The sequence below is a fragment of the Fibrivirga algicola genome (assembly GCF_011742925.1).
Lineage (GTDB): Bacteria > Bacteroidota > Bacteroidia > Cytophagales > Spirosomataceae > Fibrella > Fibrella algicola.
The window spans coordinates 24,833-46,338 of sequence record NZ_WAEL01000004.1 but is presented as its reverse complement, the minus strand read 5'-3'; the positions used below and the strand labels follow the sequence as shown (position 1 = coordinate 46,338).

Annotated in this window: 18 protein-coding genes; 6 read left to right on the top strand and 12 right to left on the bottom strand. The window is 54.4% G+C overall.

From position 1 onward, the window contains the following. Positions 1-80 precede the first annotated feature (80 nt). Positions 81-1,037 carry a type VI secretion system baseplate subunit TssG gene (locus tag F7231_RS11560; RefSeq protein WP_085413827.1) on the top strand — a complete coding sequence of 319 codons (957 nt, stop codon included), beginning with the start codon at positions 81-83 and terminating at the stop codon, positions 1,035-1,037. A 14-nt stretch (positions 1,038-1,051) separates the two neighbouring features. On the opposite strand, the gene F7231_RS11555 is transcribed toward F7231_RS11560, so the two are convergent. The 3 genes from F7231_RS11555 to F7231_RS11545 are packed head-to-tail and all read right to left on the bottom strand — an operon-like array spanning position 1,052 to position 5,074. Beyond that, entirely contained in the window at positions 1,052-2,644 is a 1,593-nt protein-coding gene (locus F7231_RS11555) for a porin family protein (RefSeq protein ID WP_166692016.1), read from the bottom strand. Next, positions 2,641-4,623: a type VI secretion system baseplate subunit TssF gene (locus F7231_RS11550; protein ID WP_166692015.1), complete on the bottom strand. Its 1,983-nt coding sequence runs from the start codon at positions 4,621-4,623 to the stop codon at positions 2,641-2,643. Before F7231_RS11550 ends, F7231_RS11555 begins: the two co-directional genes overlap by 4 nt. A 19-nt stretch (positions 4,624-4,642) precedes the next feature. After that, positions 4,643-5,074, bottom strand: coding sequence for a GPW/gp25 family protein (locus tag F7231_RS11545; protein WP_085413830.1), 432 nt, complete (start codon positions 5,072-5,074; stop codon positions 4,643-4,645). Positions 5,075-5,253: 179 nt separating this feature from the next. On the opposite strand from F7231_RS11545, the gene F7231_RS11540 reads away from it, so the two are divergent. The 3 genes from F7231_RS11540 (at position 5,254) to F7231_RS11530 (ending at position 8,551) form a co-directional block, all read left to right on the top strand. Then, positions 5,254-7,002, top strand: coding sequence for a type VI secretion system Vgr family protein (locus F7231_RS11540; protein ID WP_085413831.1), 1,749 nt, complete (start codon positions 5,254-5,256; stop codon positions 7,000-7,002). Continuing rightward, a complete protein-coding gene (locus tag F7231_RS11535; protein WP_166692014.1) occupies positions 7,002-7,643 on the top strand; it encodes a hypothetical protein in 642 nt (213 codons plus the stop codon). The genes F7231_RS11540 and F7231_RS11535 overlap by 1 nt, the downstream gene beginning before the upstream one ends. Before the next feature lie 113 nt (positions 7,644-7,756). Continuing rightward, positions 7,757-8,551 (top strand): DUF2490 domain-containing protein, encoded by a 795-nt coding sequence (locus F7231_RS11530; RefSeq protein WP_085413833.1) that lies wholly within the window; start codon positions 7,757-7,759, stop codon positions 8,549-8,551. Positions 8,552-8,819: 268 nt separating this feature from the next. On the opposite strand, the gene F7231_RS11525 is transcribed toward F7231_RS11530, so the two are convergent. From F7231_RS11525 to F7231_RS11500, 6 genes are all read right to left on the bottom strand, one after another. Next, entirely contained in the window at positions 8,820-9,635 is an 816-nt protein-coding gene (locus F7231_RS11525) for a universal stress protein (protein WP_166692013.1), read from the bottom strand. Between the two features lie 31 nt (positions 9,636-9,666). Next, complete coding sequence (locus F7231_RS11520) at positions 9,667-12,165, bottom strand: cation-translocating P-type ATPase (protein WP_166692012.1); 2,499 nt, start codon at positions 12,163-12,165, stop codon at positions 9,667-9,669. 19 nt (positions 12,166-12,184) lie between these two features. Continuing rightward, a complete protein-coding gene (locus F7231_RS11515; protein WP_166692011.1) occupies positions 12,185-13,021 on the bottom strand; it encodes a universal stress protein in 837 nt (278 codons plus the stop codon). A gap of 220 nt (positions 13,022-13,241) precedes the next feature. Next, a complete protein-coding gene (locus F7231_RS11510) occupies positions 13,242-13,919 on the bottom strand; it encodes a hypothetical protein (protein WP_229369847.1) in 678 nt (225 codons plus the stop codon). Between the two features lie 28 nt (positions 13,920-13,947). After that, entirely contained in the window at positions 13,948-15,150 is a 1,203-nt protein-coding gene (locus F7231_RS11505) for a THUMP-like domain-containing protein (protein WP_166692010.1), read from the bottom strand. 27 nt (positions 15,151-15,177) lie between these two features. After that, positions 15,178-16,098 (bottom strand): alpha/beta fold hydrolase, encoded by a 921-nt coding sequence (locus tag F7231_RS11500; RefSeq protein ID WP_229369846.1) that lies wholly within the window; start codon positions 16,096-16,098, stop codon positions 15,178-15,180. 110 nt (positions 16,099-16,208) lie between these two features. Between F7231_RS11500 and F7231_RS11495 the strand changes: the two genes are divergently transcribed. Then, complete coding sequence (locus F7231_RS11495; protein WP_229369922.1) at positions 16,209-17,006, top strand: sterol desaturase family protein; 798 nt, start codon at positions 16,209-16,211, stop codon at positions 17,004-17,006. A gap of 51 nt (positions 17,007-17,057) precedes the next feature. Here the strand turns inward: F7231_RS11495 and F7231_RS11490 are convergent, their stop codons facing one another. Then, entirely contained in the window at positions 17,058-17,549 is a 492-nt protein-coding gene (locus F7231_RS11490) for a GyrI-like domain-containing protein (protein ID WP_166692008.1), read from the bottom strand. Positions 17,550-17,606: 57 nt separating this feature from the next. After that, on the bottom strand, positions 17,607-18,569 hold the full coding sequence (locus F7231_RS11485; RefSeq protein ID WP_166692007.1) for a helix-turn-helix transcriptional regulator: 963 nt from the start codon (positions 18,567-18,569) through the stop codon (positions 17,607-17,609). 342 nt (positions 18,570-18,911) lie between these two features. On the opposite strand from F7231_RS11485, the gene F7231_RS11480 reads away from it, so the two are divergent. Beyond that, the gene (locus F7231_RS11480) at positions 18,912-20,294 is read left to right on the top strand and encodes a S8 family peptidase (RefSeq protein ID WP_166692006.1); all 1,383 of its coding nucleotides are present in this window, start codon (positions 18,912-18,914) and stop codon (positions 20,292-20,294) included. Between the two features lie 207 nt (positions 20,295-20,501). Here F7231_RS11480 and F7231_RS11475 read toward each other — a convergent pair whose 3' ends face one another. Further along, positions 20,502-21,500 carry an MBL fold metallo-hydrolase gene (locus F7231_RS11475; protein ID WP_085413843.1) on the bottom strand — a complete coding sequence of 333 codons (999 nt, stop codon included), beginning with the start codon at positions 21,498-21,500 and terminating at the stop codon, positions 20,502-20,504. Positions 21,501-21,506 lie beyond the last annotated feature (6 nt).

The window sequence follows — 21,506 nt, the reverse complement described above, 5'->3', positions numbered from 1 at the left end:
TCGGCAGGTACGTCCTGCTGGTGGAATGGGCTTGTTGACTGTATTTTTAGTTCGGTAACTACCTGATTGGCCCGCCCTGTATGACTCACCCCGCCTCTGCCCAGACGCCGCAACCCGACTACGTTCTCGATCAGCTTGACCTCGATCTGCGGGCCGACCTTGTCGCCGCTGATCTGTTGAGTCGAATGTTGCCGCTCGATAAGCTGATTATGAACCCGACCGGTCCCGATGCCCGGGCCTATTCGAAGGATCATAACCCGCTGACCTCCTGGTTGATCGACGGATCGGTGGCGCCTTACTGGCGGCTCGATACGCCCCGCGAAGGGATTTATGACCAGTTGCCGCCCTACCTCTTTCACGCGCCGGGCCCGGGTGATGCCCGTACAATGCGCGAAGCGTTCGACGTAGACAGCATTTTGGAGTCGGTGCAACGTACCCACGAGATTGAGCGGGAAGCGCGTCAGTTTTTCCTCCCGTTCGATACCGAGCTGAACTACCTGCGCGTGCTCCGCGCCCTGCGCGATCAGCAGCATGACCGGCTCGAGCATGCCGACACGCTCGTTGATCAGTTTGCCGTGGCCTGGCCGATCATTAACAGCCTCGACCCGTTGCACCGGGGGTTGTTTGTGCAGTTGTTGCCGCTTATTCACCAACTTCGCAGTAACCTGAGCTGGGTGAGCCAACTGATGAGCATGCTGTTTGTGGTACCCATGTACCTCGAAAGCAGCCGCCACCTGAACCGGCCCGCCGTTGCCGACGATGTGGCCTCGCTCGATGGCTGCCGCCTCGGTATCGACGCCATCATGGGCAACACCTTCGACGACGGCCGCAACGGCATCCGCCTGACCATTGGCCCCGTTCCCGATGACCGGGTGGCCGAGTTTCTGCCCCACACCACTACCATCCGTCTCATCGACGATCTGCTGGCCTATTTTCTGCCAGCTGGCAATGACATCGTTCGGGTAGTGCTGACTGAGCGTGCCGATACCCCGTCTGCGAGCCACGTTGATTACCTTGGATTCAATAGCTATCTGTAACATACGGCTCGTGATCACTTGGTTGCCGGTGGAAGGGAAGCCTGCACAGCCTTACGCAGCCACTGGGTACGTTCTACATCGGTCATGACCCGAATGGTGCCCGGCATGCCCGGCGTAACCAGTAAGTTGTAGCGCCCCTCGATGGCACCCGATTCCGTACGCAGCACGTAGAGATAAAGCGTTGGCTTTTCGGGGTACGGAATACCGGAGGGCCAAACAACGTCGTTGCGGCGTGAGACTTCCCGGTAAATCAACACATCAACGGTTGGGGGAGCGGCCTGAACCACCGAAACTGCTGTTGGCCTGGTGGGCACCTTGGCCTTTACTGATCCGCGCTTTTTAGTCACTACCGGCGCTTTCCGGCGGGCCGCCGATGGACCTGTCACAGGTTTGGGAACTGCCGTTCCTGATTTAGCCAGCCGCACCTCATAAATATCGATTGTCAGCGGTGCCCGTTCCCGCACTACATTCACGCGAACGGCTTCCTGCTTATAAAACCGCATCGAGCCAGTGGCAACCGGGCTTACACAACTCTGGCCGGTCTGGTCGCGCCGCGAGGCCTGAATGGTATAGTAGAATTGGGCGGTAGAGTCGGGGACTTTCATGCCCTGTAACCAGGGGAGCATACGACCATCGGTGCTGCGTTCGTCAATCAGCTTGTTACCGGGTAGTGCGTACAGCCGGAAGGTAAACACCTCGTCGGTGGTATATACGGGGGCGCCGCTATGCCAAGTGAACACGGGTTGTGGTTGCTTATCTACGTCATAGGTAATAGCCTGCTCGGGCAGAATGGGCGTATAACAGCCCGGCAATATGGCTGGTACGGCGCTGGACCGTCGGTTGCGAATTGTGACCGACGCACTTACCTGCACTGTATAGCCAACCAGCGCTCTGGAAAAGACAAAAAAGGCACCCTCTGGCCCGTCGACGTTATACGACAGTTTGCTCAGGAAACCACCGGCCCGTAGCCCCAGCCGCACCGATGGCCCCATTGTACGTTCCAGGGCTGCAGAGGCCGTGAGGCCGGGTCGGAAGCGGTCAGCAGCGGGCGAAAAGCGGAAAAGTAGTCGTTCACTGGTTTTGTCGAAAGCACCGGTGATCGGCGCATCATTAAAGAAAACTCCCGCCCGGATGTTGCCCGAACCGGTAAGTCGCCTGCCCAGTGATACCCGAACAACCGGACCCGCCACCAGGTGGAACGAGTGCAGATTGGCTGGTTCCAGCAATCCCGCCTGATCGAGCGGGAGCTTCAAAAGCGTCAGGGCTTCCCGGATGTATGCTTCATTTTGCCGCTGGAGGCTAAACCCGAAGTAACCTGCCTGGAGACCCAGACCGACATGCCGTTTCAGGAAATAGTCGGCCGAAAAGGAAACCCAGGGGCCCGGCGCGCCGAAAAATTTATTACTGTAGATCGTTCGCTGGTACTGATTGCTGATCCCAGCCGACAAACCTAATTCCCAGTGGCCTTGATACGGAGGAAGAACGGCCGTTGTGATCGTAGGTAGCTGTCGGCAGCACGTATCAGTCGAAAACTGGGCCGATGCCGCCGTTATAAACCCCAGCCAGCAGGCTACCAGGAGCAGGTGGCTACACGCGTATGGTTTCATTGGGCTGCGGCGGGTTCGGTTACGAAAAAGCGGTACTGGTTGACCTGCCCGGAGCGACTAATAAGCTTGGCCTTCAGACTGGTGTTCAGTACATGCCAGTCGCTCAGGGTAAGCTGGCAGTTTGCCGCCGGAGTCAGGTACAGGTCAATCGTGCGGAGCAGGCCTTCTTTCGGTTGCGTACCCACGGCCACCCCCTTGCGAATACTAACATCGGCCAGCAGGTCGGCCAGCTCAGCTTTGATAAACGATCGGATGTCTTCCAGCGTCACTACCCGATCGCGGCTCATGAGAGCATAGCGGTACGCGTCGAGCTGGTTGGCGGCTTTCAACTGGCTGCGTCCACCCAGGGTAGCCGTCAGCAGGCGACAATGATCTACCAGCAGGTCGGCCATGTTGTGCGGCAGTAGGGCCGTGCCGGCAGGAATATTGTTGGCGGGTTCTCCGTCGATCGTCCAGTAGCTGACCTCCAGTGTGTCCCCTTCTTCCTGCGGCTTCACCAGCAGGTAGTGGGGCAGTTCACGGGCGGTGCCTTCCTGCTGGTTCAGCAGCATTTCAAGCTGAGTCAGCCGTTCGTTGAGGTCGCGGGCATGCAGCAAGACCGCGTCCTGCCCATAGGCCGTAAACGCCACTGATTCGTCGCGTAGCACTTCGAGCAGGTAATGCAGGTGTTCGCGGGCATCACGGGCATCGAACCGTTCGACCCCTCCACGACGCAGGGCGTAGCAGCCTGTCGGCAGGCGGTCGGCTTGTCGGAAAGGGAAGGGCGTAAAGACGCGGTTGCGGCTGTCGATCAGCGAACGCACGGCCAGAAAGGTCTCATTCGGCAAGACAGGCAACGGCAAAATATTATGCACGATTCGGGTGCGGTAGGTCAGCCGGTTGAGTTTTCGGTTCATAACCGGAAATGCGTTGAGGCATACCTCCACCGTTCGGAGGGTATCCTCGTCGAACAGCGCGGGGAGGGTCACCGAGAGCCAGACAATCGTCGGGTCGTTGAGGGCCATCAGGGTTTCGGGTGGAAAGCAGTTCGCAAACGCTGCCGGGTACATCTGGCGAGCCGCGTTGATCTGGTCTGACTGATCGTCGGGCGGTTGACGCAGGTGAATAAAGCGGCTGTGGTAGGTACGTTTTACGTCCATTTCCAGGAGCTGGTCAACCTCAAACGGTGCCAGGAGCCGGTCGGGCTGGTCGGCCATTGGCCGGTGGTCAAAACTGGACGTACCCGCCACTTCAACCCCCGGAATTTCCATGCCGGGGGTGACTAGGTTTGGGGCCGGATCGTAGCAGAAGCCTGCTTCCGACATCACCCGTTGCCCATTGATGTACCAGTGGCTCAGGGCCAGCAGGTCGTATACGGTGTCTGTGCGAACTGGCCCGGTTTGGTCGGGCCAGTTCAGGTAGAACGTCAGCCGGTCGAGCGTGGTCAGGTCGGTCGTCAGGCGCAGGCCCAGCCAGAGCGTATGCGCCGGCAGACGCTGCCGGCCAGCCCCCGATCGGGCCAGCAGCATTTTGCCCACCTCCGGGTCATTCTTAAACAGGCAGTCGGCCGCGGCGATGTACTGCACTGCGCCATCGACAAGTTTAACAGTGCCGGCCGGGCTAAAGAAAATGTCCTGCCGACTGTCGAGTTCGCCGTAGGGTTTCGACGCAAAGCGTTTCGACGTATAGAAGTGATGATCGGGCAACAGGTAGCCCACCGCTTCGGCGGGCTGGGCTTGCATAATGGCGTAGGCGGGCCTTGGTACCGTCAGCAGATCGGGAGTAAGCAGCGAGGCCAGTTTGTTGAGGAGCCCTACTTCCGAGTCGAGGTATTCATTACTGATTTTGTTTAGTTCATTGGCCAGGGTATCCATCAGCAGGCGAACAAACGGATCGAGATGGCTCAGGCTACGCACACCCCAAATGTGCATAACGTGCTGGAGCATCCGTTGCCGAATGGCTTCTTTCGTGAACTGGTCGCGGTAGGTACTGAACGGCATACGACAAACAGAAAATCAGCTACCGACCCGACAGGGTACCCAGCAGCAGACGGGTGGTAAAGCGAAAAGGTTCGTTGGTCATCTGCACCGTGGCCGACACGCTCACGTCGGCCAGGCGGCGGGTGTTGCCGGGCAGCCCATCAATACCCGCCGCCGATTGGATGATAACCCGAACCGACACGTCGCGGAGCCGCGGCTCCTGCTGTTTAACGGCCTCGGTAAGCGATAGGGTCAACTGTGATTCCCAGGTATACTGATTCATGGTATGGTCGAACTCCGTATCCCAGATCGAACAGCCAAAGCTGGGGTCGCTCCGCAACTCGTTGAAGCGTGAGTGAAGCAGCATGTTCAGGAATTGAGCGATCGAGGCGCCAATGTCACACGTTGGCAAATCGGCACCCGTCATCAGGCTGTTCAGCCGAATCGGGTAGCGGTAATACACATGGCTCATAAGTAGGCTATTGACTGGTTACGGACTGGTAAGTAGCCAGATTGAATAGACTAATTTGGGCTATTTCCAGTCAATACACTTGACATGTTACTGATATATATTGGACGGTATGTTAGTATATACTGAGCGGTTTATTTGGGATATAAGGGCATCAGAAATAAGGTGAACTTTGTTCTGCTATGAGTAAAACCGCAACCATCTCCATCGAGGGGACCCGCATTGAGGGGCTTCGTCATCTGATCATCGAGCAGTCGATTCATACCTACCATTCGTTCGAGGTGGCCATTGAACATGAGCGGTTGAATGAACACTTTTCGATCAAGCCGAAATTTGGTCCATTCCTGGGGAAGAACATTTCGATCGTCATTGCCGGGGAGGGGAATATGCCTAAGCTCACGTTTGAAGGGATCATTGCCGAAGAGGGGCTGCATCAGCCTGAAGATGGGTTTCGCGGCGAGATCGTTTTTCGTGGTCACGGGCAACCGTATCAACTCGATAGCCTGCCGGGAATCAGTATGTACGTTGATAAATCGCCGACCGACATTGCCAATACCTGCCTGGCTGGTTACAAAAAGACTAAAAAGGTAGTATCGGTAGTTGGTCCGGCCAGCGTCATTCCCTATTGCGTTCGGTACCAGGAGACGTACTGGAATTTCTTGCGGCGAATGGCCTACGACTATGGTGCGTGGTTTTTTTATGATGGTCAGACGCTGCATTTTACACAGTCGCCGGGGTCACCGCAGCCCGTACAACTCGTATTTGGGGCCGACCTCACTTCGTTGAGAACAGGTACGCGCGTGGTAGCTACACACCACAAGCAGATCGACTATTTTTCGGAGACGCATACCAATCAAACAGCAACCGGACCCGCAAACCCGCCGCTGTTTGCCACCATGGATGAGCTAAACCAGACGGGCCGACGGAAGGCAAATCTGGCTGCCGATGTGGCCCCACTAGCCCAGAACCGATCTGAATCGCAGAAAACCATGACCCAGTTCACCCAGGGGCGAACGGTCATTCCTGGTATCTCGCCAGGTACGTCGCTGCAAATTAGTGCCAGCCTGTCGAGTGATCAGATTGGCGAGTTACACGTGCTGTCGGTCCGGCATGTCATGGACCAGATGGGCGACTACTACAACGAGTTTGTGGCCACATCGGCCGATTTTAAACGGATGCCGCCTGCCGATCTTTATCGGCCCCAGGTTGGCCCGCAGTTGGGCGAGGTAACGGACAACAAAGACCCCAAGAACCTGGGTCGGGTGAAAGTCCGGCTGGAGTGGATGGAAAGTGGAACCACGCCCTGGATACGCACCGTGATGCCGAGCTTTGGGAAAGGTGACCGCCCAGTCAAAAACCGGGGATTTCAATTTGTGCCCGATGTGGGCGATCAGGTGTTGGTGGCTTACGAACAGAACGACCCCGACCGGCCGGTGATCATGGGCGCCTTGCCCCATTATGGCAATGCCGCTCTGGATACGCCCGCTATAAAAGAGCATCATATCAGCGTGAAAAGCGGTAGCATCCTCCGGTTCGTCGACACGGCTACGGTGCACGAGTTTCATATGGAAGTGAACCCGCAGAACACCGTGTTTATCAAGGTCGACAATAATCTGGGTACGATCACGATCAAGTCAAATGACAAAATCAGGATCGAGGCAACCAACGAGATATCACTGGAAGCCACTACGATCAACATCAATGGCAAGAATGTCAACATCGAAGGAACCATCAAGGTCGACGTAAAGGGCGGCGAGATTGCTGAGAAAGCAACGGGGAAAGCCTCTTTTGAAGGTGCAATGGTCGACGTAAAAGCAACCGGGACGCTCAATGCCACGGGAGCCATGACCAAAGTGGCGGGCACCGGGATGGCCACGGTCGAGTCGTCGGGCATCACTACGGTGAAAGGGTCAATGGTGATGATCAACTGATGGAACCGGCAACGTACCCAACTGCCGTTGCGGCCTTGCAACAGGCAATTGAATCCGGCCATGAATCGGCCATTCGGCAGGCAGTCAGTCAATGCCTGCTAAGTGGGGAGGTGATTGCCTATCCGGTGCTGGCTGGGGGCGTTTACCTCACGGCGGGGCATTATTTTTTGCAGACAAAGCAGTACGTACAGGCTCGAACGCTGTATCAACAGGGGCAGCATGTATTCTGTGAAGCCCTGGCTGCGAACGTACCTGGTGCCGAGTGGTTGCGGGTGCAGGCCATGTTGTGTGAAGCCCAGACCTACGACCGGGCTGGCAAACGCCCGCAGGCACTGCTTGTCTGGCAACAGACGCATCAATATGCCAGCACGCTGCCTGACCCATCGCCTCTGGCTGTAGAAGTCGCCATCAGACTGGCCGAAGCCTACCTGCGTGACGGTCAACGACGGCAGGCCAGTATACGCTTCGAGGAAGCCATGACCCTCGCTGCCGAATTGCCGAGGCCATTGTGCCCAGTACCGCTCCTTGCAGTACTGGACAAAAAATACCTCCCTTTACTTGATACAACCCCCGATCGCCGCCGCTTTCAGGAACGTATGCAGGCGTTGTTGGCCATGTCACCGACACATCCGTCCGCTTAAGTGTTAACCTCCGGTAGGGCCCATTGCTAAACAATCCGAAAAAGAGGCTGTTCCGATTGAGAAGCCACAACTCCATTGGTTTTTGAATCGCCGTGCATAACGGATTTGTTTAAATGAGTGTAAACCGATTTGGGTGGGCCCGCAGTGGCCTGATTGTTTTTTTCTGTATGCTGATTGGCCGGGTAAGTGCCCAGAGCCGTGTGCTGGATCATCAGGCAATTGGCTGGTACGTCTATAACGGGGATCACAAAGTCAGCGAGAAGTGGGCGATCCATACTGAATACCAATGGCGGCGCATTGAACTGATCCGTGCCTGGCAGCAGTCGCTGGCCCGGCTGGGCGTAGTGCGTACCCTGACTGACCGCGTAAAGCTGGGCGCTGGCTACACCTATTTTACCACGTTCCCGTATGGCCGTTACCCGCAGGCCGACGCCGGTGTGCCGTACTCGGAACACCGGCTCCATGAAGACATTCAATTAAAAGAAACCTACGGCCGACTAAGTCTTACACATCGGTTCAGGCTGGAGCAGCGATGGCTCGCCACCCTGGCCGAGCAAAACCCCCGGCAGGTAGCCGACTGGGAATTTCAGCACCGAATCCGCTACCAGGTTGCCGGAGAACTCCCATTACATGGACAAACAATCGATGATAAGGAGTTGTACGTCAACTTCTTTGATGAAGTCTTTGTTGGTTTTGGGCAAAACGTCGGACAAAATGTATTTAATCAGAACCGACTGTCGGCTGGGCTGGGGTACCAATTCAGTGAGAATTGTCAACTCGAACTAAACTACCTCAATCAGGTAGTACAACATGCCGACCTTGATCCGGATACGGGAAAACCTGTTTTTGAGCTTAATAATGGCTTTCGGCTCAATCTGATTTACAACATTGATTTTACGAAGCGGTAAGCAACCTGAAGCTCGTTTACGTGCGTAATCCATCGTCGTTGGCGGGTACGTTGCTGTCGGGGTGCCAGTGTATTGCCGTTTTTTATGTCCAGCATACAGCTGGAAAAATTCAGAGAATAACCGTGCGAATGGTGTAGCGTATTGAGGGTCCAGTAGGGTGTACCGGCTTCATGCGAGCAACTTGGTCCCGGCGCTGCACATCGCGTAAGGCGGATGGAGCGCTTGCCAGCTTACCGCCTGTTTTGACACTCAACCTCAGGCTTATTCGTCAAACGGCGGCTAAAACCGGAATGGTGGTCAGACGCGCAACCTCCTGCGTAGTTGACTCAAGCAGGTACGTTCGAAGCAGGCTATGCGCCCGGGGAAGCATAACTAGTAAGTTGGATTTGTACGCTGCTACAAAGTTTTCCAGCGCTATAGACACGTCATAACCAGGAATAAAAGTAAACGTGTGAGGCTGATGACGGAGTAGGTCACGAATCTGCCCCGCCGCTTTTTTTTCTTGGTCATCGGGCTCGTCTTCAACGCACACTACATCAAGTGAGCCGTGCAGCAGGTGCGCGAACCGAAGTACGGTTGTCATTGCTCCCGCATTGATTGAACTGGAAAGGTCGATAGCCAGCAGCATATGCCGGGGCGGACGAAACAGAGCACCGGGCGGAATCAATAACATCGGCAGTTTTGTACGGGGAATCATGTCAGTGGCTAAACTCCCATCCAGTCGGTCTTCCAGTGGGTTGGCTCCGGCCAAACTCATTACCAGCAAGTCGGCGTGCTGAGCGGCGACTTCGGCAGCTAATTCGGTTGCAGGAGAACCGGGGCGGGCAACAACCGTGATCGTAACAGTGCCGTCGCTGCGCTTCGTCAGTTCATTGCTAAGCTGTTGAAGTTGGTGAATGGCCCGAAAATACTGGCTTTCTGCCGTTGAGGTAAGCCACTCCTGTGCAGGCGTTATCGCAGGCAGTGGATCATATATATGGACGAGTATCAGGCGGGTATGTAACTGGCGGGCTAGCTCGAGCGCGTAGTCGGTAGCCCAGTGGGATCCGTCGGTGAAATCGGTGGCAACAGCAAGGGTTTTCATGACTGTTTCTGTTAAGTAGCACCTGTCTGTGCTACCGGACTAGTTTGTAAAGTTCGATCCAGCCCACGCCGATCAGGGCACTTAGTGCACACCACCCCAGCGAGGAGGCTGGTAAAGGGGCAAAGCCAAATAACTGCTGCACGGGAGCGAAAAACAGCGTAGTCAGTAAAAGGCCTAGTGTGAGACTAAGCAGGAGCCAGAGCAGCCTGTTGGGCGTAGGCAGCGTACTGAACACTGAGCTTGTAAATGATCGGTTGACAAGCGCCAGCAGGATATTGCTACACACAAGCGTAGCAAAGACCAACGTTCTGACCACCTCAATCGATTGCCCTTCCTGCATGCTGACGTAGTACATTCCTAACACAGCCCCGGTAATACCCAATCCCTGCAACAGGCTACGGATCAGCTCCCGACCACCCAGAAACGTAGCCGTCAGCGGACGGGGTGGTTGCTGCATCTGGCCGCCTTCGGCCGGCTCGTTTTCAAATGCAATGGAGCAGGTTGGCCCCATGACCAACTCCAGAAATATGACGTGAACCGGCGTAAAGAGGTTTGCAAATGACCAATTGGCCAGGAGCGGAACGGCAACAGTCAGTATAATCGGGATATGGATAGAAACGATATAAGCAACGGCTTTCTTTAAGTTTTGGTAGATCCGCCGTCCCTGGGCAATGGCATCGATCATGCTGGTCAGGTCATCGTTTACCAATACCAGAGAAGCTGCCTGCCGAGCCACCTCAGTACCCCGTTTGCCCATTGCCACGCCAATATGAGCGGCTTTGAGAGCTGGCCCATCATTGACCCCATCGCCAGTCATCGCCACTACCTCGCCAGCTAGTTTCAGGGCATTGACCACCCGGAGCTTGGCTTCGGGAAACATGCGGGCAAAGATTGATTGGGTGGTGGCATAATATTGAAGTGTCGAGTCGTTCATGCCCATTAGCTGCTGGCCGGTCACAAACGTATCTGCACCGGGAAGCCCAACCTGACGGGCAATGGCCTGCGCTGTTTCGGGAAAATCACCCGTAATCAGTTTTACCTTGATACCGGCCTCCGTAAATGCACCGATGACAGCCTTTGCATTGGGCTTGGGTGGATTTTCGAGCGCTATAAGCCCTAACAGCGACCAGTTGAAGTCGTCCTGTTCGGCCGGAAAATCGGGGCCTGCGTGCGAAGCCGCTGCCACGCCCAATACCCGTAGCCCCTTGGCCGACAACTGGCTGGTGATAAGCCGAATTTGATCTGAAACGGCTGCTTCCGGGTGGCAAACTGCAACTATATGCTCAACAGCCCCTTTGCCAGCTACCAATAGCTCGCCATCGGGCGACTGACGAGCGTGCGTCATCATGGGCGGAGTGCCTGCCAACGGATACTCGTGTATCAACGGGTGCGTATCGGCTAAACTCAGCGGCAGAGCTTGGCAAGCTGCCACAATGGCCTTTTCCATTGGGTCAAACGGGGCGGTTTCGCTGGCCCAACGTGCATAGGCAAGTACGTGCAGGGCAGAATCAGACATATGCCCCGCAGGAGTAGCCGCCAATGGGTCGGCTACCGAACAGAGTTGACCCTGCATAGCGTCGTATACGTACCTGACCACCATGCCGTCCTGAGTAATCGTTCCGGTTTTGTCGGTACAGATAACCGTTGCTGACCCCAGGCTTTCCACTGTCTGCGGCTGTTTGGTGAGTACACCCAGCTGACTTAACCGGGCTGCGCCAAGGGCCATAAAGCTGCTAAAGGCGACCGGAATTTCTTCGGGTAGAATAGACATCGCCAGCGTCAGTGCGAACAGGAGGGCCGTCATCCAATTGCCGGAGTGGCTGTAGTTTACAGCCCACACCAGGATAAATTCTCCGGCGCCAATCCAGGCCATCCACCAGATAAACTGGCTGATTTGCCGTTGAAGGGGAGTTTTCTCGTCGTGAATTTCCCCAATGCGGTGCCCTATTTGACCTAGTTCGGTTTGCTGGCCAACAGCTGTAACGGTAAACCAGGCACTGCCAGCTACAACGCTTGTTCCTGCATATACCGGTTCTCCGACCACTTTGGCAACAGCCACCGATTCACCGGTAAGCGTGGCTTCATCGACGGCAAAATCGCTGGTTACGTTGAGCTGCCCATCGGCGGGAAGTTGCTGTCCTTCGGCCACCAGTACAGCATCACCAACAACAATTTCTTCGGTAGGAAGTAAGGTTAGTTTACCATTTCGGTGTACCTGCGCCTGGGGTTGGGTCAGCTTATGCAGCGCACCCAGCGCCTGGTTGCTTCGAACGGATTGATAAACCGAGATGCCCGCCACCAGCACGAGTGCCACAATGAGTGTAATCGCTTCTTCTAGCTGACCCAGCACGAAGTAGAGGGTGCAGGCCACCAGGAGGAGTAGAAACATGGGTTCCGTGGCCACCTCTTTTACCGTTGAAAACAGCTCTGAACGGCCATCGCTGGGTAAGGTATTTGGCCCATACTGTTTCCGCGACCTATAAACGGCTCGGCTGGATAACCCGTGAATTACCTGGCTGGTTGCTTGCATGCGGGTCTATAGAGTTGAACTACTGAGATTTAGCGAAAACGAGAAGTGGTGTGGTTGTTGAAAAGCTGTAGTCTACAGCATTGCCGGAAAAGAAGAGTTGGTGAAAAAAGCCCTGGTCCTGTTTAGTGAACAGGACCACAATCGATGGTTTCAACTGTTGCACAGCGGCGTCGATGTTGCCGATCATTGTTTGGTTTAGATCAGCCGGTTGTAAGTGAAGGTCAACCGGGAGGTGCGCAGACCGTTCAGCAGCCAGGTCGATTATATCTGCCTCAATGACAGGTTCGCCGGGTGAGGTAACATGAAGCAGGCTGATTGACGCCCCAAGCAGCCGGGCAAAATCGGCAACGCGGGCAACCTCCTGTTTTAAACAGCGCAGGTCTGACGCATAGGCAATGCTGGTTAGCCGGGTGGGTTGGTAATTACCCGGAACGGCAATGACCGGCACTGTAGATTGATTAATGAGGTTTGCAGTGGTGGTGCCCATGATCTTTTCCAGTAAACCAGCACCCCGTGTACTGATACAGATGAAATCAACTGATTGCTCGGCAGCATAGCCCATAATCACATAATCGGCAACGGGTGATACCTTCACTTTGCAGCTGTAATCAGCCGGACTGGCGGCCAACTCATTGTAGAGGCGGCTAACAAAGTCGTTAAGGCTGGCTCTGGCTTTGGCGATCTCCTGCCGCTCATAGGTCAGGTACGTCGATTCATGCCAGGCTGTAGGCCGAACCACGTGTAGCACATGCAAAAAGGTCAGACTAGCCGCACACTGCGATGCTACCTGGATAGCGAACCGGATGGCCGCTTTTGAGTTGTCTGAAAAGTCAGTGGTAACGAGGAGCTTCATCATCGCACAAGCTATCGGTTTGGGATGCTCGTCTACAAAAGTGAGTATAGCCCTACTGGAATTAGCTGAGCGAAGTCAGTTGAGTTACTGATAAAAAATGCTCCGTTTCACTATTGGCGCGGCTGAGGTACGTTGTAGCGGTAGGTACAACGGAAAAAGTCTCCCGCGCAGCCATTGGTGAGGCGCTACAGGAGACTGTCAAGATAAGGTTGGTTACAGCTGGTTACTGTTTCTTTGCTTTTACCGTTTCTACGTTTTTGCGTTTGTTGTCCATATCGGTCTGGGCGGTCGTCTGGTCAACTTTGTTTGTTTCAGTATCTCTTAGCAACTGTTCCAGTTCTTTTGCGTTTTCTTCGATCTTCCGCTGGAGCCTTTCTTTCTCTTTGCGGTTGTTCTCGATATCGCGCGCGAGTGTTTCGCCTTTCCTAACCATTTTCTGGTGATTCTTCTGCGATTCTGTAAAGCCTTCTTCAGCTACGCGCACTTCATCAATAAACAGGGCTCTGGCTGCAAAATCTTTTAGCAGTTTGTCGGCTGCGTCATAATTGCCGTTGCCTGCGCTGACATAATTGCCGCCGCCCAAATCGTAGGCTGTAAATACTGTAGTCGACTTCTTATTCCCTTTAATCTGGCTGGTGAAGTTGATTGGCTCGGCCGAAATGTCTTTTATGTCAGCGGTCGTAATGCGGTACGTGCCCCGTGACGTTGATATTCGGCCGAAAGGCTTTACAAACTCCTCCCATTCCTTCTCAACCTGCTTGTCACTGAGGGGGATGGTCAGGAACAGGCCCTTGTAGAGTTGTTTGTCAATTGTCTGTTCACCCGCGTAAACGGTTTGCGCCTGGGTGTTCATAACGATCAGCAATAAGCTGATACTTAACAGGATGTTACGGAAATTCATAGTTCGTAAAAATGGTTGAAATCAGGTTCTATATTACTGCTTTGTGCGTTACAATCAAGCGTTTATCCCCATTTGTCAACGTGGTGGCGAAGAGATAGACGTCGCTGCCCTCGCGCAGGTTTAATTGCTTACGCAGTACATCAACTGGCTGTGGAAAGTTGCGTACCGTGAGATTGGCCTGCCCGCCAGGTACGTGGACCTGCAGCGACTTCCGGTCGGCACGGCACAGGGCGTTGATAATGAAAACTCGTCCCGGAAAGGTGGGTAAGTATTCGGCCGAGGTATACAGGTGGCTGTGCGGGGCCAGCTTAGCCAAGCCGAAACGTACCCCGGCCAAGCGGAAAGCGCCGGCCTTTAACAGAGCAGCGTTTGGTTCGTACAGGTACGTTTGTGGATCGGCGAGGGTGACGCTTGCCGTTGCTTCATCACCGCGCCGGTAGGCAAATGTCTGCATCTCGCCCGTATCCCGCAGGTTGATGGCGGTCATCTGCACATCAGCCAGCGCAACGGGCTCCCGCCTGAGTACGAACAGCGTCTCTTTGACCTCGCCCTGCACGGCCACCACATGCACCTCCCGAGTCGTGGGCAATTGGCGCAGTGTAGCCTCAATGTCGAGAAGGGGCGAGGTCTTCAGCAGCAGGTTATGTGCTTTTTGCAGCAGTAGCGGCAGGTACGTCAGCACGTCGGGTTCGCAGTCGGCAAGGCCCACAACACGCCCTCCCCGGCTATCGCGGCGGGCGGGGTCTAGGTACAGCCAGTCGAAGGTGTCGGGTTGGTTAGCAAGCCATGCCAGGCCGTCACCAACGTTCACCGTCACATTGAGTAGGCCCAACAACTGCATATTCCGGGCGGTAAGTTCGGCGAGCGGCTGGTTCCGTTCAACGTAGTTAACCCGGTTTACCTGCCGGGCAAACGCCGCCGTATCGACGCCCATTCCCCCGGTCAGGTCAGCCAGTAACGACCCGGAGACCAACGATGCCTTGTACGCGGCAGCACGTTCCGACGAGGCCTGTTCGACAGATAGGGCTGCCGGAAACGTAAGCATCGGGTGAGCATACCAGCCGGGTAATTTGCCTTTTGCTTTTTGCCGTGCCCTGATCTGTTCGGCAATCTCGCGTACCTGTAACCTAGCCAGGCTAGCTGGTGGTCGAAGCACCAGCGTTTGCACATCGGCGGTGAGGTTACTGAGTATAAAAGCCCGGTCGGCGTCCGTTAAGTCAGGGAATGGCATAAGCAAAGGTAAATAGCCCGGCTACGTTTATCGTACCGTAGCCATTCGTATCGCAATGAACAGGCCAGCAACGATAACCGCCGTGCCGACACCAATCAGCAGTGTATCAGGCTGTTTGGTAGTGGGTCGCAGCGGTGTTTCTGATTCGGATTCCTGCGGTACATAAGTGCCATCGGTCACTGCCAGTATGAGGTCAACGGTTTGTTCAGGTACGTCAAGCTGAGGGAAATGTCCGCATTTTTCAAACCAGTGTAACTGCGCATCGGGGAACAAAGTCAGTGCCCGCTTTGCCTGACCGGGCAAACAGACGCGGTCCTGCCGTCCCCAGCCAATCACCAGCGGTTCCTGGAGCGTACCAGCTGGTGCTCCGCGCTGTTTCTCGCCATGTGCCAGATTGTCGAGCAGTTCCGCGAAGGTTGGCGTTGGCGTAAACGTACGAAGTTCCTGCAATGCGATGGGCGACGGGAGTGCCCAGGGGCGGGCCGAAAACTGGGCAAATAACAGAGATCGGGTAATGGGATTGTCGGTCAGGCTGGGGAGCACGGGTTGCAGGCTGTCAACCAGTTGGGCAGACAGACGCACCGAGTAGTAGAAGAACGGAATTTCCCAGCCTTCCCAGAAACCACCTGGGTCCAGGGAGACCACCGCCCCGAGCACACCACCCCGTCGGGCGAGTTCAAGCACCAGCCGGGCGCCCATTGAACTGCCCACGGCATCGATACCGAGTAAGTCTTTTTCGCGCAGGAAATCGGTGACGGCATCGGCCAGCGTCCGGATGCTAGTTTCGCCGTCAAGGGGGGCAGTATCGCCAAAACCGGGGAGGTCAATAGCCAGTACGTCGCGGTGAGTAGCCAGATCGTTGATGATCAGGTCCCAACTGTGGTGGCTGCTGCCGATGCCGTGAATCAGCAGCAGGGGTTTACCGCTGCCGGTGCGGGTGAAGTTCATGTTCATCTAGCTGAAACTACCTGCCGGGCAATCCGTTCGAAAATCCGCTTCAGCTACGGAAACTGACACCTGTCAGCGTGTGTTTCGGGGATATGTACAGTTTGCTGAAAATGTATCCCGGCTGGGGGATGGTGGCCGTCTGGCTTACGCACCTGCTGCGTTATCTGGTGGTAGCGGGTATCTTTTTTGCCATCTTTTACGGTTGGCGACGCGCTTCGGCTGCGTCGAAAAAGATTCAGCCTCGCTTCCCGAAATCGTCCGATTACCGGCGGGAAGTGCTGTACTCGATCAGCACCACCCTGGTTTTTGCGGGCGTCACCTGGCTGATGGTCGCCACGGGAATGCGCAACTATAATTTGCTGTATCTCAATTGGGCCGACTATGGTACGGCGTATGGAGTCGTGTCGTTTGTACTGCTTATACTGCTGCACGATACCTATTTCTACTGGACGCACCGGGCCATGCACCACCCCCGGCTGTTCAAGGCCACGCACCTGGTGCATCACAAATCGACCAATCCATCGCCCTGGGCCGCCTACGCGTTTCATCCGCTTGAGGCAATTGTAGAGGCCGCTATTGTACCACTGGCTACGTTTGTGTTGCCACTACACCCCATTACGATCCTGGCTTTCCTGTTTTTTATGATCGTGTATAACGTATACGGCCATTTGGGCTGGGAGTTGTTTCCTGCCCGCTGGAACCAGCACTGGCTGGCGCGGTGGCTCAATACCTCCGTCAACCACAACCAGCACCACCAGTATTTTAAAGGAAATTACGGGCTGTACTTCCGCTTCTGGGACGAATGGATGGGTACCACCCGTGCCGATTATGACGCCGCCTTTGCCAGGGCAACGGCTAAACAAACGCTAGTGCCCCACCAGCAGCTTGTCGAGGCTGACCGGCAGTAGCAACGTACCCAGCCAGTTGTCTATTAGGCGTATGGCTGGGTACGTTCACCGTTAGGCAATGCCAATTTGAATATCCAGTACACAACGCGCTGGACTATCCCGATCGACCACCCGAAACACTTCACGTACACGACCATCGTAGACCCGATCGACGGCATAGAATTGCTCGAAAATCTCGTCGTACTCCTCTTTTAGTCGATTCCACGGGCCGCAATACGTATGCTGCGCACAATGAAACGCAGGGATATGCCGAACCGAAAATGGGTTGCCGGGCGTCCCCAGAATGACTGACTCGATTGGTAATATGATTTGCAACGTAAACTCATCGTCGGGATGTCCCGATAGGCCGGTGTAGTGCCACTGTATCGGCTGTGTGTTGGGTAAGCCTAGTCGGGCTGCTTCGGCCATCAGTTGCCGGTTGGCTGCTCCACCGCTGGCTGCCAGTTCGGGAAGGTAGGTTTGCAATCCGATCGTGAGGCCTAGAAAGGGCTCGGTCTGCTTCACGATCAGGGCATTGGTTGGAGTTAGAACGGTAGTTGTCATTAGTAGTTTGGGTTTAATAGACGACCAAACCGAAGGTAAACGTACCTGGTGACAACCCTATGTCAGTAGGGGTTGAGCCGCTGTATAATGTGCTTTTAGTTCGTCGGCGAAGTTCAGGATCATCGCCTTCAGGCTGTCGGGCTGCTCGATCGATACCGAGCTAGCGAACATCATCAGCCAGCGGGCCAGCCCTTCCGGATGCTGTGTCAGAAACAACATCTTCACGCGCGCTCCCTGCGCCTCCTCCGACATAAAGCCGTAGGCGTACCGTTGCTGGTGGGTAAATCGAGCGGCTCGTTTGTCGAACCAGACAATGGCTTCGGTCAGCGCTCTGGTCTGTTTAAAGCGATTCAGGTAGTCGTGTAGTGACAGCAGAGATTGGCGCGAGAACAATTGACCAGTAACCTTGAGTTGACGGATTCGATCGGTGCGGAAATCGCGGTAATCCTGCCGAAGTCGACAGAACGTAATCAGGTGCCAGCCTGTGCTGTAGTAGTACAGGCCAATGGGTTCTACCTCACGGGTAGTGGTCTGCTCCTCATAGGGGGCCTGGTAATCGAGCAGAAGCACCTGCTGCTGAACGCAGGCCGATTGCAGTTGATCCAGTAACTGGTCAGAAAAAGGGGTAGGTCGGGGGTAGTCGGAAATGCCGATAAGTGGTTCCAACTGATCGAGGTGGTCTTTCTCGGCACGTTTAAGCACTGATTTTACTTTGTACAGGGCCGAATCGAACGGTTCCCGCAGCGACATATCCGCCATTCGCTCCACCAGCTTGGCGCCAAACACCAGTGCGGAGGCTTCGGCATTGGTAAACATTACCGGCGGCAGGTGATACCCGTCCAGAAAATAGCCAACCCCTGCCTCGGCCCCAATCGGCACACCGGCTTCTTCGAGTGCCCGAATATCGCGGTATACGGTGCGCAGGCTGATCCTGAATCGATCGGCTAGGTCCTGTGCTCTGACAAGCCGTTTACTCTGAAGGTGAATCAGAATGGCCGTCAGGCGGTCGATACGGTTCATGATGAATTAGAAGAAGGTGCCCGGCAAATATACGGCACCTCGATGAGCAGGAATCAGCTTAAATGGCAAACTATGCAAGCCGCTGGCTCGCTGGATTAGCTTGTAAATTAAGTAAGTATTACTACGACATAAGTAACTAACTATAAATTTTTAGAGACGATATCATGTCCTACTTGTGATCATGTCGAAATAAACAATATTATTGGAAATCAATACCTGACTGTTAAGTTAGCGATCTGTTTATCGACGTCGTATTCCGGATCATGGCCTGATTGGCTTGACATTGCGTTTACGTTGTTTTATGAGTATTTTTTCCTTTACCAAACATCTGTTTACCGAATTATGAGCAATTCTAAAACGTTTTTAACCACCAGGGCCGTTGCAGTCGGCTTGTTACTCTCAACCGTTTGGGTCGGTTGCCAACCAGCAGAGATTACAACGTCGGATTCTGTAACGCTGTCAAACGCCAGGTCAGGGGATGATGCCGAGTATGTAGAGGGCGAGCTGGTTGTTCAGTTTGCCGAAGGCGTTTCTGACGATGTGCGCAAGCAAGCGCTCAACAAAGTCCAAGGGAAAGCCGCCGAGCGGATCCTGACCAAAGCCATGGAGAAGGCCGGTAAGAAAGAAGGGCTGCTTCTATTGAAGGTGAAGAATGTGATGCAAGCCGTTGCTGATCTAGCTAATACACCGGGAGTTGAGTTTGCCGAGCCTAACTATATTTACCACCATACTGCTGTTTCGACTGATCCTTTCTTTACCAATACTTCACTCTGGGGCATGTATGGTCCCAGTACTTCGCCGGCCAATCAGTTTGGTAGTAATGCTGCTGCGGCCTGGGCAGCTGGCTATACGGGTTCGTCTACCGTATATGTGGGTATCATTGATGAGGGTATTCAGTACACTCATCCCGACCTGGATGGTCAGGTTGGCAATCCGCTTGATCCAGCGGGGAATGGTGACGATGATGGTAATGGCTTAGTTGATGACACGTACGGCTGGGACTTCGCCAACAACGATGCAACTGTTTATGATGGCGGTAGTGGAGGCACACTGGATAACCATGGAACACATGTATCTGGCACCATTGGCGGAAAATCTAATAGTGTAGGTGTAGTAGGTGTCAACTGGAACGTGAAGCTGATCTCTGGTAAATTCCTGGGGGCAAGTGGGGGTACATTGGCCAACGCTGTAAAAGCCATTGACTACTTCACCAACCTGAAAACAAAGGGGCTAAATATTGTTGCTACGAATAATTCGTGGGGTGGGGGGAGCTTTTCACAGGCGCTTCTGGATGCGATTACCCGCGCTAATGCTCAAAATATCCTGTTTGTCGCTGCAGCCGGAAATAGCGGGACCAACAATGATCGGAAGGCTAGTTACCCGTCAAATTACAATGTGGCGAATGTGATTGCCGTAGCTGCCATTGATAAAACGGGTGCACTTGCCAGCTTCTCACAATACGGTGCAACTACCGTTGATCTAGGTGCGCCTGGGGTGGCCATCAATTCAACAACGGCCTACAATACTTACTCGTCGTATAGTGGTACATCAATGGCTACGCCACATGTAACGGGTGCTGTAGCACTTTATGCATCCGTGAAACCAGGTGCAACAGCCAGTCAAATAAAAGCAGCTATATTAAATAGTGCAGTACCCACCACGTCACTGGCTAGAAAGACAGTGACAGGCGGGCGTCTGGATGTTAATGCAGCGCTGGCCAGGTAGGTAAGTAGGTACAAAAAAATATGCACGAAACAGAGTATAAGTACTCTGTTTCGTGCATATTTTTTTGTACCTACTATTCTGGAGAAACTTTACGTAAGTGACTGTATGTAAGTATCTTATAACTTGGTCAGGCCCGTTGACAGACTTAGAATAGGCAAACATAATATGAATCAGCAGTTTGATGATATCATTAACTGCGAGTCATATTTATCTGTGTTTCACAGACCTGATCAAGCCCCAAACCAGACCAACCGCCAGGCCAATGCCGATAGCCCGGGCGATGTTGTAAGATGTTGGCTCGGGCATCGATACAATGCCATGCTCGTCAGTAACGGCGGCTTCTTTTACGTACCTGCCGTTGGACGGAATTGACCGTTTCCGGAATTCACTGACCAGCCGACCGAGTTCGAGTTGCAGATCCAGCCCACGCATCGATACGCCGTGGCCCGTTCCTACTTTCGTTGGGTTGAGCAGCGCCAGCTTTTTAACCGACTCTTCGGCGGCCTCCCAGTCGCAGGTGAAATAGGCAGGTGGTCCGTGTACTTCCTCCGTTTGGTTGATCACCGCTGATATGGAGTTCTGGTCAGTCGTTATGAATGCATCACCGGCGATCAACGTACGATCTTTGTTCCGAAACAGCGAAATATGACCGGGCGCATGACCAGGCGTATGAACTACCCGCCAGTCGGGGAGTTCAGGAAGTTGCAGGGTTGCCGGAATGTCGGTTAGGACGTCGCTGAAATCTTCGGGACCAATTGGGAAAATCCACGACATCAGCGACATACCTCCGCCGCCAATGGCTGGGTCGGGTGGTGGGTAGCTGGAAACACCAGTCAGGTATGGGCGTTCAAGGCGGTGGGCATACACAGGTACGTTTCCCCACTGCGTCAGCAATGTGTGTAGCGACCCGATATGGTCGGCATGACCATGCGTTAAGATAATGGCGTTGGGCGGGTTGTCTGCCCCGTATAATTGCTCGGCGCGCTGGCGAATGGCGTCGGTGTAGCCATAAAAACCTGCATCGACCAGTGTCCAGGGGTTGCCATCACCGGGTTTGCCAATGAAAAAAACGTTAACAAATAACGTCTTAATGCCAAATACGTCGTCGGTGACGTCGTAGGGGGTTGCGCGGTCTGGCGTTGTGTAAGCCGATAGGTCGTCGGGGCTGGTTTGGTCGACTGACCGTTCCAAAAATTGAGTTTCCATACTGTT